Below are 11,844 nucleotides of genomic sequence, written 5' to 3' on the forward strand. Positions count from 1 at the left end.
CCCGACCGCCACAGCCGCGGCATCCAGCAGCCGATACACCCTCCGCTACAGGTTCCTCATCTGTTGTAGAGTCCTGTAACTATGAATGATGCATCCCGACACAAGCGTACTGGCGCCAAACAACGTCCTGCGTGGCTTACGCTGCTGATCGTCTCCCTCGCGGTGTTCAACGTCCCCGAGGCCCTCACCGGGGCGGGCGTAGCCCTGCCGGGTGTGGCCGCACAGATGCACCCCAGTTCACAGGCGCTGCAATGGGTGGTCGTCGGCTTCAACGTGACGTTCGCTTCGCTGATGCTGGCCTTCGGCACCCTCGCCGACCGCGTCGGCCGGCGCCGGATCTTCCTGATAGGCATCAGCGTGTTCGGCGTCGCCGCCGCGGTCTGCACCTTCGCGGGATCGATCCTGGTCCTGGACATTGCGCGGGCCGTGGGCGGCATCGGCGCGAGCGCCACCCTGACGGCGGGCTCCGCCCTCATCGCCTCCCGCTTCCACGGCACCGACCGGGTCCGCGCCTTCGGGATCTTCGGCACCGCGATCGGAGCGGGACTGGCCTTCGGCCCGCTCATCTCCGGTGCGGTGGACTCCGCCATGGGCTGGCGCGGCGTGTTCGCCATCCCCGCAGCCCTCGGGCTCCTCGTCGCCGTCGTGGCACGCCCGCTGCTCAACGAGTCCAGCAACCCAGCAGCTCACCGGCTGGACTGGCCGGGAACCATCACCTTCACCGCCGGCCTGTTCTTGTTCATCTTCGCCCTGGTCCAGGCACCCGCCTTCGGATGGATCTCCCCCCTCGTGCTGGGCTCGCTGGCCGCATCCGTCGCTTTGATGCTGGTCTTCCACGCCGTCGAGAAGCGGCACCCGACGCCCATGTTCGATCTGTCCCTGCTACGGCACGCCCGCTTCATGGGCGTCAGCCTCGCCGCGATGGCCCTCGCCTTCAGTCTCCTGCCGCTCCTGGTGCTGCTGCCCACGTACTTCAGTGCCGTCCAGGGCTACAGCGCACTGCACGCCGGCACGGTCCTGCTGCTGTTCACCGCCCCCATGGTTCTCATGCCGATGTTCGCCGGCCTCATCAACCGCGTGCTGTCGACCCGGGCCCAGCTCATCACCGCCATGCTGCTCGTCGCCGGCGGCATGGCCTGGCTGACGGTGATCGGACCCGGCATCGGCATCGGCGCACTGGCCGGCCCTCTGCTGGTGACGGGCGTCGGCTACGGCGCCACCCTGGCCATCCTGGACGGCGCCGCCATCTCCAGCGTGGAACTGCCCAAGGCCGGCATGGCCACCGGCATGTACAACGCCTTCCGCCTCACCGGCGACACAGCCGCCTCGGCCATTGGCGGCTCGCTCCTCGTCACCATCACCGCAGCCCAGCTCGCGGGCAAGGTGGCCCACCCCGATACCGTGACCGAACAACTCAACGGCGGTATCCACACCACTCTGCCTGCAGCGACGGCAGCCTTCAGCAGTGCCCTGCACGTCGTGCTCTGGCTCGGTGCCGCCCTCGCCCTGATCACCGTCCCCGTCCTGCTGCGCACCATGCGCCCCCGGACGTCCCCCGCACTCGTCGTGGCCCGCTCCGAGAACGCGCTCGCCGAAGAGCCCGCCGCAGAACAGATGTACTGACCCTTACGGAGGAAGCGTGCGCACCATCGCGTCACAGCTCTCGCGCGGCGTGCTGGACCTCCAGCCGCCCCTGCGGGTCCACGCGCCCTTGAGGCCTGGGCTCCACCAACTGGCCACCTCCACCCGGCCCGCCCTGCTCTACGTGCCGAACCCGCGCCTGCCCGGGCCCCAGCCCCTGTTGGTCGCCTTCCACGAAGCCGGCGGCGCGCCCCATGACATGCTCGCCCTCCTCCGCCTCGAAGCCGACCGGCGCGGGGTCCTGCTCCTGGCCCCCGCCGCCGCCCGACAGACCTGGGACGCTGTCCGGGACGGCACCTACGGCCCCGACGCCGCCGCTCTGCAGCGCCTGCTGAACACCGTGCACGTCCACTTCCCCATAGACCCCGACCGCATCGCGATCGCCGGGTCCTGCGACGGCGCCTCCTACGCGCTCGGGCTGGGACTGGCCAACGGCGACCTGTTCACCCGCATCCTGGCCTACTCCCCCGACCACATCCCGCCGGGCCTGAGAGCCGGAAGACCGACGGTGTTCATCTCCCACGGGCGGCACGACCGTGTCCCCTCCGCAGCAGCAGCCGGCCTGCGCATCGTGACCGCACTCGAAGACGACGGCTACCACGTCGACCTCATCGAACACCCCCACGCCCGCACCCCCAGCGAGGTCGTGACCACATCAGCCGAGCTCCTCGACTGAGCCCCCTTCCGCACCTTGCAGGTCGGCGGGAACGAACACCGCGCAGGACGGCCTTTCGACGATGCCCCCCTGCAACCGGGAACTGCACCTACCAACCCTGCCGTCGACATTGCCCACTTGCCACGGCCCACCCGAGCCAGGCGGCAACGGCAGGGACCGAGAGATGCCCTCCCGTCCCCGCCCGACCACCCCGCATCGTCGAACAACACGGGCATCCACACAGCACACGCAATTCCCTGGAGCCGGTCTCGTGCTCGGGCGCCTGAACGACCACGAAGGTCCGCCCGCGACTGTTTCGCTGCAGCCCAGCCCCGGGCTCTTCACTGTGTGGACAGGCATGCGACCCAGGAGGCGGCGGAGCCGGTCCTGCCCGATGGACAGGGGCAGCTTGACGTAGGTGAGCACATCAATACATCGGAAGACCGTCAGTGTCGCGGATGGTGCGCTCGCCGTTCATTGCGGGCCCAGCACCGCGGGGATGTTGACCTGGAAGTGGATGAATTCGTACATGCTGTAGTCGCTGTATTCCTTCATCGCGAGCGCCTCGCGAGCCTGATCGGCGGGCAGTTTGTTGTCCTGGGCGTCCCGCGCCAGACTGATCAGCTTCTGGAGGTAGGCGATGGAATGCAGGATGTCGGCACGGCGCATGGTCCGGCCGTGACCCGGCACGATCAGGGTGTCGTCGTCGAGGATGTCGTGCAGGCGCCGGTAGGTGACGAGCGCCTCGTCGGCTCGCCCTTCCAACAGCCAGGGGAATGCCGGGGGCGGCGCCTGCAGCATGTTGCCGACGAAGGCGATGTTGTCCTCGCGTATGCGCACGACCAGGTCGCCGTCGGTCTGGGCGTAGCCGATGTGCTCGATGTCCACATGCTTGCCTCCCAGATCGAGGGAGCACGACCCCGTGACCGTGACGTCCGCTGAGCGGGCCACTGCCTCTTCGATGCCGGCGTTCGCCCCGAGCAGGTCGATCATGAAGGCGCGGTCCTGCTCGAAGCGCTCGTCGATGACACGCTTGGTGGCCTCATGATGGATGATCACCGTCTGCGCCGGAAAGACGAAATTACCGAAGCAATGGTCGCCGTGGAAACTGGTGTTGACCAGGAATCGAATGGGCAGCGGGGTGGCTTTGCGCACCTCGCCGATGATCTGGGACGCCAAACGGCCGTTGCTCAGCGATTCGACCACCAGCACTCCCGAATCACCCACGGCGAAACCGGCGTTGGTCGCGGTGTGGTCGGTGTCGTCGACGTCGCTCGCCATGACTGCGTACACGCCGTCGGCGAGTCGGCGCGTGTGCATCTGGACGTCGGCGAGTTCGAAAGGCCTGTTCTTCTGATGCATGGTCCTTTTCTCCTGAGGAAGAGGGGACGGCTGATCGACCTCGTCCAGCGGTGCCGTCGGCGCACACGTCGTCGACCGCGGATATCGGCCGGCCCCGCCGCACAGCAAATGGGGCGACGGCTTTTTCTTCCTTCTGCATCATCTCCGTCGTCGGCTGGAATCTCCTCCCGACGTCTGCACGGGGTCCATGCCTCATCGAGTGGTCAAGATGCCTCATGGTGGAAGGACAGCCGCGTCGACACCGCGTGAGGGGCAGTGCGGCATGCAATGGAGACTTTTCGCGCATACGTCGGAGCCGCGGACCCATGCAGCCTTGATCGGCTTGCGCCAATCCCAGGCAGGTGGGGATCCGCGCTGCGCCAGCCGGCGAACAGACCCTCGCGGAGCGGTGGTGGTCCCCCTTGTGGCGATGGGCCCGCGTGCCGCCGCGCACCGCACCGCCTCGACCTCCGCCACACACACTCCGGCTTGCGTCGGTGTGGCGTGCCCGGGTCGAGGCAGGTGCCTCTGACTGTGTGCCGTGCCTGGAGGGGACGCCCGCCGGGTGCGCGGGCGGGCCGGTCAGCGCAGGACTTTGTCGAAGACCTCGTTGAGGGCTTCGGTGGAGCTCGGGTGGGTGTAGATCGAGTCGCGGAGCTGCGTGGCCGTGATGTGGTGCCGCATGGCCAGCGCGACGGTGTTGACGATCTCCTGCGCGTCGATGCTGAGCAGCGCGGCCCCGAGGATCAGGTCGGTGTCCGAGTCCACGATGAACTTCATGACGCCGCGGGTCTCCTCGACCGTGTAGGCGCGGGGCATGGCGACGATGTCGGCGACCTTCTCCCGCGCGACCGTGATGTTCAGCCCTTGTGCCCGCGCCTGGCTCTCGCTCAGTCCCACGGTGGCCAGCGGCGGGGTGATGAACAGGGTGTGGGGCACCGCCCTGCGGTCGCTGGTGGTGCGCTTGCCCTCGCCCAGGAGCTGGTCCAGGACGATGCGCGCGTCGTCCAGGGAGATGTAGGTGAACTGCTCGCCGCCGTTGACGTCGCCGAGTGCGTAGATGTGCGGTTGGCTGCTGCGCAGGTACTCGTCCACCACGATCGCGCCGTTCGGCGCGGTGTGGACGCCGGCGGCGTCCAGATGGAGGCCGTCCGTGACGGGGCGGCGCCCGGTGGCGGGCAGCAGCGCGGATGCCTCCACGGTGTGCGTCCGCCCGTCCTTCTCGTACACCACCGTCGAGACGGCGCCGCTGTCACGGACCTCGGTGACCTTGGCGCCGGTGATGACGCGGATGCCGTCGCCGGTGAGGATCTCCTGGACGGCCTCGGCGATGTCCTCGTCCTCCCGCGGCAGGAGCCGGCCGGCTGCTTCGAGGACGGTGACCTCGGTGCCGAAGTGCCGGTAGATGCCCGCGAACTCCAGGCCGAGGTAGCCGCCTCCCAGGACGACGAGACGCTCGGGCAGGTTCTGCGTCTGGGTGAGCTCTGTGCTGGAGACCAGGTGGGAGCTGTCCGCGAGGCCGGGAATCGGGGGGATGACCGGCTCGGACCCGGTGTTGACCAGGATCGTGGGGGCGGTGACGGTGATGAGGTCCCGTCCCTCCCCCACCGCGACGGTGTGCGGGTCGACGAACCGGGCCGTACCGGTGATGACCGTCGCGGTGTCCTTGCCGTTCAGCGCCTCGAAGTTGCCGGCGCGGAAGGCACTGGTCAGCGCGCGGACGCCGGCGACCGACTGGGCGAAGAACTGCTGCGCGTCGTCCTGCAGGCGCTTGGTGTTGGCGTAGTGGACGAGCATCTTGGTCGGTACACAGCCGACGTTCGGGCAGGTCCCGCCGTACATGTTCGCGGACTGTTCGATCAGGACCACTCGGCGGCCGGCGTCGGCGAGCACGCGGGCGGCGGTCTTGCCGCCCTTGCCGAAGCCGACGACCAGAATATCCGTGGTGAGCGCTGTGGTGATCTCCATGCCTCGAGTCTGCGGCGCCCTGCGCTGGTACAAATAGACTCGACCGTCTCGCTTTCCTGCCCGAAAGTATCACCGTGGACTCAGTCAGCCGACTGCTGCGCATGGCCCGCCTCAGGGCCGCCCTCGACAAGCACTGCCTGCTCGGGGCCGGCACCCGGATGAACGTGCCGGCCCACGGGGAGCTGGAAGCGCCCTTCCATGTGCTCCTGGACGGCGCGTGCCGGCTGCAGGTGGGCACGGTCCTGCTCGACCTGCGCCCCGGAGACGTGGTGATGATCCCGAGCGGCGCCCCGCACCGGGTGATCACCGCCGGCGACGCCGGCCCGACGGGGACGGCGGAGACGGCCGGCGAGGCGTTCGTGACCACGCGCAGCGAGCACGGCGGCGAGCCCGTCATCGACCTGTTCTGCGGGCACTACACCTTCGACGCCGGCGCGGGCTCGCTGCTGTTCGCAAGTCTGCCTGACCCGGTGCACGTCTCCTTCGGGCAGTCGGCCGAGAGCGACGAGGTGCTGCGGATGCTCAGCGCCCTGATGCGCGGTGAGGCGCAACGCGAGGGCGAGGGTACCGCGGCGGTCCTCTCCGCCCTGTGCACCGTGCTGCTGGCGATGGTGCTGCGGACCGCGCGAGGCGACGCCACGCGGACCACCCTGTGGACCGCGGCCGCCGACGGCCGCATCGCGTCGGCCGTCGAGAGCATGCTCAACGATCCAGGGGCCGACTGGACGATCGAACGGCTCAGCCGCGCGGCCGCCATGTCCCGCGCCACCTTCCTGCGCCACTTCACCCAGGACACCGGGACGACCGTGGGTGCCTTCCTCGCCCGGGCGCGGCTGATGGCCGCAGCGGAACTGCTCACCACCACCCACGCGACCGTGGCGAGCGTCGCCGGCCAGGTCGGCTACTCCTCCGAGTCCGCGTTCTCACGGGCCTTCCGGGCCCATCTGGGCACAACACCCGCCCGCTTCCGGCGCGAGAGGACCCAGACAACGGGAAAGACGAAAACCCGATGACGAGTCACGGCGGCTGCGCTCCCCCGCCCCCGGTCCTCACATCATGATCATTCACGTGCGCCGGATCGGCTGACCGCGGCACACACCGTGGGATGCTTCCCACGAGAACCGAGCCTGCAACTGCCGTGTTCCGCAGAGCGCTTGAAGAACTGTCACCGCATGCCGTGTGCGCGTCGGCTCGGCTGCGTGTTGCCCGCAGATGCAGTGTGGCCCGCAGTACGGCACAGACACCTCCGATTCCCAGACCTCCAAATCCGGTCCAGTCGATGGCCTTCGTAGTATCTCGGTCACAGCCTCCATCACCGCTGTCCGGTGGCTGCACTGCGCCGACGGATAAGCTGGCCAGGGCACCTGAAGGAGGAGACGATGACTACCGCTTGGGACGCGCTCCCGCCCTGGATGCTGCCCCCTCGGCCGAGTGGGTGGGAAGCCGATGACCTCGACAACGCACCCGATCTCCCCCGGCACACCGAGCTGATCGATGGAGCGCTGATCTTCATGATGTCCCCGCAGCGTTCCTGGCACGCCCGCATCGTCACCCGGCTGACGACCGCGTTGGACGAGCAGGCCCCCGAGGGATTCGAGATCGACCGGGAAATGACGGTCAAGTTGAATACCAAGACCCGGCCCGAGCCTGACGTCCTGGCTGTCACGGTCCCCTACAACCCGGACCGTACGCGCTACCTCCCCGACGAGGTAGCCCTCGCCATCGAAGTGGTCTCAGAGGAGTCCGCCGACCGGGACAGGTCGCTGAAGCCGTTCAAGTACGCGCAGGCCGGCATTCCCCACTATTGGCGTATCGAGGAGGAAAGCGGCCTCCCTGTCATCCACGCATACGAGCTGGACGAAACCACCCGCGCCTATGTCGCCACCGGTATTCACCGAGATCGCATGAAGACGGCGGTGCCCTTCGGTATCGACATCGACCTGATCCGCCTCGTCCGCTGATCGGGACTTGACGCGCCGGTCACCGCCGCGGCTGTGGTCATGGACTCCGAGCGGTCTCCAGCCCTGCTCCGTCTGTTCGAGGGGATTCAGGGCGGGGCGGGTGCGTGCGGACCAGGACGGACACCGCTGCGGCAACAAGGGCGAAGTGACGTCGTCCTCCACAGCGCCATCCCGCACGTCGCAGCGCCTTTATTCCTTCCTGAGAGCGACCGGGTATGGCTTGAGACATCGGAACGCGTAAGGCCGCACCCCGCACTCGGGTGCGGCCGCCCCGATAGCGGCGGTTCTTCCGCCGGCATGCGGACGGTGCCCTCCCCCGCCGGCTATCGGCCTGCCTTCCCCGGCAACAGCCCCCACAGGAGCGGCAGATCGCAAGACGCTCCGGCCGCGGGCCAGACATCTCGTCGAGGTCGAAACGACCGTGCGCGTCCACACTCAGTCAAGGCAGTCGGCCTGACGCCGGTCACGCACGAGGGCAGCCCCGACCGGCAACGGGCGCCGGTCGGGGCTGATGAGCGTAATGCGGTGGTGAAGGGCGGTCGCCTACGCGGCGAAAGGCTCCATGAGGCTTCAGCCGAACGATCGTCCTCATGGGCAATAGGTGAGGCCCGGGGACACTGTCCCCCTCACCACCACGCCTTCCATAACCACCGGCACCCGGCACATGTTCCCGCCCCGCCGTAGAACTTCCTCGGCGCGGTGAGCGGGCCTCCACCGGCCGAGGTGGAGAGCGCGGGACGGGCCGGTCCTGCCGCGGGCCGGCATGATCCGTCACGCCGCTCGCCCTGTCCCGCCCGCGCCGTTTTCCTGCCGCCCGGGCAAGGCGCTCCGGCCGGACCCCTGTGCCGGGGGCAGCGTCCGGCTACATCCGGAAGCCTCCGCTGGCCTCGATCCGCTGGCCCGTGATCCAGTGGGTTCCCTCACTTGTCAGGGCGGCGATGGCGGGACCGATGTCGTCGGCGTGGGCGATGCGCCCCAGTGCCGTCATGCCGCTCATGGCCTTCTGCACGTCCTGGCTGGCGCGCAGGTAGCCGTCGGCGAAGTCGGTCGCCACAGGGCCCGGGGCGATGGTGTTCACCGAAATACCGCGGGACCCGAGCTCTACCGCCCAGTAGCGGGTGAGGACCTCCACCGCGCCCTTCATCGCTCCGTACACGGCGTAGGGGGCGGTGACGAACCGGGCCAGGCCGGAGGAGAGATTGATGATGCGCCCGCCGTCCGCGAGCAGGGGCTCGGCGCCTTCCTCGGCGGCGGCGAGGGCCTGGGTGAGCAGGTAGACGCCCTTGACGTGGACGGCGAACAGTTCGTCGATCGTCTTCTCGTCCGTGGCGCCGAGGACGGTGCTTCCGGAGAAGCCGGCGTTGTTGACCAGGATGTCCAGGCTGTCGCGGCCCCAGTTTGTCTCCAGGGCCTGCCGGAGCCGGTCGGTGAACGCGGTGAAGGTCTGGGGCTGCGTGGTGTCCAGGTGCAGTGGTACCGCGGTGCGGCCCAGTGCGGCGACGGCGTCGGCGACCTCCTTGGCTTCCTCCTCGTGGGAGCGGAAGGTGAACACGATGTCGGTGCCTGCGGTGGCGAGCGACTCGACGACCGAGCGCCCGAGGCCGCGGTTGCCTCCCGTGACAAGAGCGATCTTGGCGGGGCGGTCCGTGGCCGGTGGGGTGGAAGCCATGACGAAAACTCGATTCGTTGAATGATCAGTAAGTGAGGGTGGGTGGGAGGTTCAGCCCTGGTCGTGCCTGCTCTGGATCATCGACAGGGTCAGGGCGGTGCCTGCGATCCCCCAGCCGCCGTCGGGGACCTCCTCGACGAGGACCAGGGTGGTGGGGCGCGCCGCCTCCCCGTAGATCTCGGCGTACAGGTCCGTGGTGCGGGCGATGAGGGTCCTGGTTTGCTCGGGCGTGAGGGATCCGGCAGGGACCTTGAAGTTCGCGAAGGGCATGTCCGGCTCCTTGAGGGCTTGTGTGATGGCGGGCAGCGCCGTGGGCTGCCCGCCATCACTGTCGGTCGCGAACGCTCAAAGAGGCAGATGGCGCTTACCCAGGGGTTGCCACCCCCTGGGTAAGCGGTGCGGCAGCAGCGAGACTGGTGGCATGGACCTTCACGAGCTCGGCGCGTTCCTCAAGTCGCGCCGCGACCGGATCCGGCCTTCCGATGTGGGTCTGCCGGGCGGTCCACGGCGCCGGGTTCCGGGGCTGCGACGTGATGAGGTCGCTCATCTGGCCGGAGCGTCGGTGGAGTACTACACCGAGTTGGAGCAGGGCTCCGGGGCGCAGCCGTCGGAGCAGATGCTGGCCGCGTTCGCCCGCGCGCTGCGGCTCGACCTCGACGAGCGCAACCATCTGTACCACCTGGCCGGCCGGCCCGTGCCGCCTGCGGGAAGCGCCGCATCGCACGTGCACCCGGGCATGCTCGACCTGATGAGCCGGATGCCGCACACACCGGCCATGGTGGTCACCGATCTGCACGTCGCCCTGGTCCAGAACTCGCTGGCACGTGCGCTGATCGGCGACGAGTCGACCTATACAGGGCGGCGGGCGAGCCTGGTCTACCGCTGGTTCACCGAACCGGCCGAGCGCCGGATCTACCCGAAGGCCGATCACGACTACCACGCGCATGCCTTCACGGCCGACCTGCGGGCCGCGGTGGCCCGCCGCGGCAGCCAGGACGAGGAGGCCCGCCACCTGGTGGACGACCTGATCAAGGCTTCGACCGAATTCGCCGAACTGTGGGCCGCGCACGACGTCGCCGTGCGACGCAACGACCGTAAGCGGATCGTCCATCCGACTCTGGGAACGATCGAGGTCAACTGCCTGTCGTTGCTCGGCGAGGACGGCCGTCAGCGGCTGCTGTGGTTCACCCCCGCAGTCGGCACCCCGGCCGTGGAGCAGTTCGAGCTGCTCTCGGTGATCGGCACCCAGGATCTGACCCCGGAGTACGGGCGAGGCTAGCGAAAGGGATACTTCTGCGCCGTCCGGGCCGGACTCCCGCCCCGGCGGGCGAAACGGCCCGCCGCAGGTTCCCCCTCGCCGCGATCGACGACCCGGCGCTGCCGGAGGTGCTGGCCGAGCTGGCCGCCGCGCGGGCGGACGAAATGGACGCCGACGCCGTCAACCGGGAGCTGTCCATCGCGCGCAAGGCGATCGGCTGGTGGCAGAGGCAGGGATGGATCGAAGGCGATCCGACGATCGACATCGAGCGGCGGCCGGCGCCGCCGGACCGCACCAAGGCCCTGGCCGAGAACCAGATCGCCTCCCTGTGGTGCCTGGAAGTCTCTCTGCGGGAGAAGACGTTCTGGAAGATGCTCTACGAATCGGCAGCCCGCGCCGATGGGGTGCTGTGCCTGAACGTCGAGGACCTGTATCCGGCGGACAAGCGCGGGAAGATCATCGCAAAGGGTGGGGCGACGGAGTGGATCCACTGGCAGTCCGGCACCGCCCAGCTGTTGCCGCGCCTCATCGCCGGCCGCAAACGCGGGCCGCTGTTCGTCACCAGCCGCAGGGCCCTAGCCGGGACGCCGGCGCTCGATGTGCGCGAGGAGACCGGCCGCGCCCGGCTCTCCCACCGGCGGGCTGAGGAGATCTTTGAGGGGAACACCCGGTTACTGGCCAACCCGCTTGCGTCGCCCGAGGACATCGAGAACCTGAACGGTTGGTCCCTGCACCGGCTGCGGCACTCCGCGCTCACACACGACGCCGAGGGCGGCACCTCCACTCCGATGCTGCTGGCCCGATCCCGCCACGCCTCTGTACGGTCCCTGGAGCGGTATGGCCACCCCGGCGTCGATGCGGTCGCCCAGCACGTCGCCGAGCGCGATCCAGCCGCCCGTCGCCGTAGGTGATTGCAGACAGTCAGGACTTCGAGACCTGTCCCGCGGTCCCTCTGGGCTCGCCATGGCACGTCAGTAATCGGTCGCCGAGGGGGCTGCGCAGGTAGAGCACGAGGTGTCCGTGCCGGGCCCGGGTAACCAGTCCGGCGCGGTGCAGGACGCCGAGGTGCTGGCTCACCGTGCCGGGAGTGACTTCCAACCGCTGAGCCAGTTCGGTCGTGCTGGTCGACTGGGTGAGGTGGCCGAGGATGCAGGCGCGGGTGCGGCCGAGCAGGTTGGCCAGGGCGGTTGGCGGAACGGCCTGCGTCGAATGATCCGAGCCGAGAATCAAGCCCCCGCCCCAGGAGAACGGCCAGGCTCTTGAGCGGTCAGGACGGCAGGAGCACCTGACGAGCCGTTTCGGGCGTCGTCGCGAGGCGGGGAACGAGCCGAACGTAGGCGACCATCCCGTG

At 68.9% G+C, this 11,844-nt stretch carries 11 protein-coding genes; 6 read left to right on the top strand and 5 right to left on the bottom strand.

Annotated elements, in window-relative coordinates:
- The first annotated feature begins 81 nt into the window (after positions 1–81).
- Both ACSHXN_RS46060 and ACSHXN_RS46065 read left to right on the top strand, forming a co-directional pair.
- Complete coding sequence (locus tag ACSHXN_RS46060; protein ID WP_355141300.1) at positions 82–1,623, top strand: MFS transporter; 1,542 nt, start codon at positions 82–84, stop codon at positions 1,621–1,623.
- A gap of 16 nt (positions 1,624–1,639) precedes the next feature.
- Entirely contained in the window at positions 1,640–2,317 is a 678-nt protein-coding gene (locus tag ACSHXN_RS46065) for an alpha/beta hydrolase (protein ID WP_438306923.1), read from the top strand.
- A gap of 453 nt (positions 2,318–2,770) precedes the next feature.
- Here the strand turns inward: ACSHXN_RS46065 and ACSHXN_RS46070 are convergent, their stop codons facing one another.
- Together ACSHXN_RS46070 and ACSHXN_RS46075 are read right to left on the bottom strand one after the other, a co-directional pair.
- Positions 2,771–3,658, bottom strand: a complete 888-nt coding sequence (locus ACSHXN_RS46070) for an MBL fold metallo-hydrolase (RefSeq protein ID WP_438306924.1) — start codon at positions 3,656–3,658, stop codon at positions 2,771–2,773.
- 561 nt (positions 3,659–4,219) lie between these two features.
- Positions 4,220–5,605, bottom strand: coding sequence for an FAD-dependent oxidoreductase (locus tag ACSHXN_RS46075; protein WP_438306925.1), 1,386 nt, complete (start codon positions 5,603–5,605; stop codon positions 4,220–4,222).
- A 74-nt stretch (positions 5,606–5,679) separates the two neighbouring features.
- Here ACSHXN_RS46075 and ACSHXN_RS46080 point away from each other — a divergent pair, with 74 nt between their 5' ends.
- Positions 5,680–6,618, top strand: a complete 939-nt coding sequence (locus ACSHXN_RS46080) for a cupin domain-containing protein (protein ID WP_438306926.1) — start codon at positions 5,680–5,682, stop codon at positions 6,616–6,618.
- Between the two features lie 366 nt (positions 6,619–6,984).
- Positions 6,985–7,566 carry a Uma2 family endonuclease gene (locus ACSHXN_RS46085; RefSeq protein WP_438306927.1) on the top strand — a complete coding sequence of 194 codons (582 nt, stop codon included), beginning with the start codon at positions 6,985–6,987 and terminating at the stop codon, positions 7,564–7,566.
- Positions 7,567–8,428: 862 nt separating this feature from the next.
- Here ACSHXN_RS46085 and ACSHXN_RS46090 read toward each other — a convergent pair.
- Together ACSHXN_RS46090 and ACSHXN_RS46095 are read right to left on the bottom strand one after the other, a co-directional pair.
- Positions 8,429–9,235 carry an SDR family NAD(P)-dependent oxidoreductase gene (locus ACSHXN_RS46090; RefSeq protein WP_438306928.1) on the bottom strand — a complete coding sequence of 269 codons (807 nt, stop codon included), beginning with the start codon at positions 9,233–9,235 and terminating at the stop codon, positions 8,429–8,431.
- Between the two features lie 51 nt (positions 9,236–9,286).
- Entirely contained in the window at positions 9,287–9,505 is a 219-nt protein-coding gene (locus tag ACSHXN_RS46095) for a 4-oxalocrotonate tautomerase family protein (protein ID WP_356296109.1), read from the bottom strand.
- Between the two features lie 151 nt (positions 9,506–9,656).
- On the opposite strand from ACSHXN_RS46095, the gene ACSHXN_RS46100 reads away from it, so the two are divergent.
- On the top strand, positions 9,657–10,514 hold the full coding sequence (locus ACSHXN_RS46100) for a helix-turn-helix transcriptional regulator (RefSeq protein WP_438306929.1): 858 nt from the start codon (positions 9,657–9,659) through the stop codon (positions 10,512–10,514).
- A gap of 107 nt (positions 10,515–10,621) precedes the next feature.
- Complete coding sequence (locus ACSHXN_RS46105; protein ID WP_356296114.1) at positions 10,622–11,404, top strand: tyrosine-type recombinase/integrase; 783 nt, start codon at positions 10,622–10,624, stop codon at positions 11,402–11,404.
- 10 nt (positions 11,405–11,414) lie between these two features.
- Here the strand turns inward: ACSHXN_RS46105 and ACSHXN_RS46110 are convergent, their stop codons facing one another.
- Positions 11,415–11,723: an ArsR/SmtB family transcription factor gene (locus ACSHXN_RS46110; protein ID WP_355141325.1), complete on the bottom strand. Its 309-nt coding sequence runs from the start codon at positions 11,721–11,723 to the stop codon at positions 11,415–11,417.
- Positions 11,724–11,844 lie beyond the last annotated feature (121 nt).

Origin of the sequence: Streptomyces sp. HUAS TT11 (assembly GCF_051553595.1) — a bacterium.
Lineage (GTDB): Bacteria > Actinomycetota > Actinomycetes > Streptomycetales > Streptomycetaceae > Streptomyces.

What these genes read in the sequence shown, in the direction of transcription:
- ACSHXN_RS46070 (WP_438306924.1), bottom strand. Translation starts at nt 3,658, where the DNA reads ATGCATCAGAAGAACAGGCCTTTCGAACTCGCCGACGTCCAGATGCAC.
- ACSHXN_RS46090 (WP_438306928.1), bottom strand. Translation starts at nt 9,235, where the DNA reads ATGGCTTCCACCCCACCGGCCACGGACCGCCCCGCCAAGATCGCTCTT.
- ACSHXN_RS46095 (WP_356296109.1), bottom strand. Translation starts at nt 9,505, where the DNA reads ATGCCCTTCGCGAACTTCAAGGTCCCTGCCGGATCCCTCACGCCCGAG.
- ACSHXN_RS46060 (WP_355141300.1), top strand. Translation starts at nt 82, where the DNA reads ATGAATGATGCATCCCGACACAAGCGTACTGGCGCCAAACAACGTCCT.
- ACSHXN_RS46075 (WP_438306925.1), bottom strand. Translation starts at nt 5,605, where the DNA reads ATGGAGATCACCACAGCGCTCACCACGGATATTCTGGTCGTCGGCTTC.
- ACSHXN_RS46100 (WP_438306929.1), top strand. Translation starts at nt 9,657, where the DNA reads ATGGACCTTCACGAGCTCGGCGCGTTCCTCAAGTCGCGCCGCGACCGG.
- ACSHXN_RS46085 (WP_438306927.1), top strand. Translation starts at nt 6,985, where the DNA reads ATGACTACCGCTTGGGACGCGCTCCCGCCCTGGATGCTGCCCCCTCGG.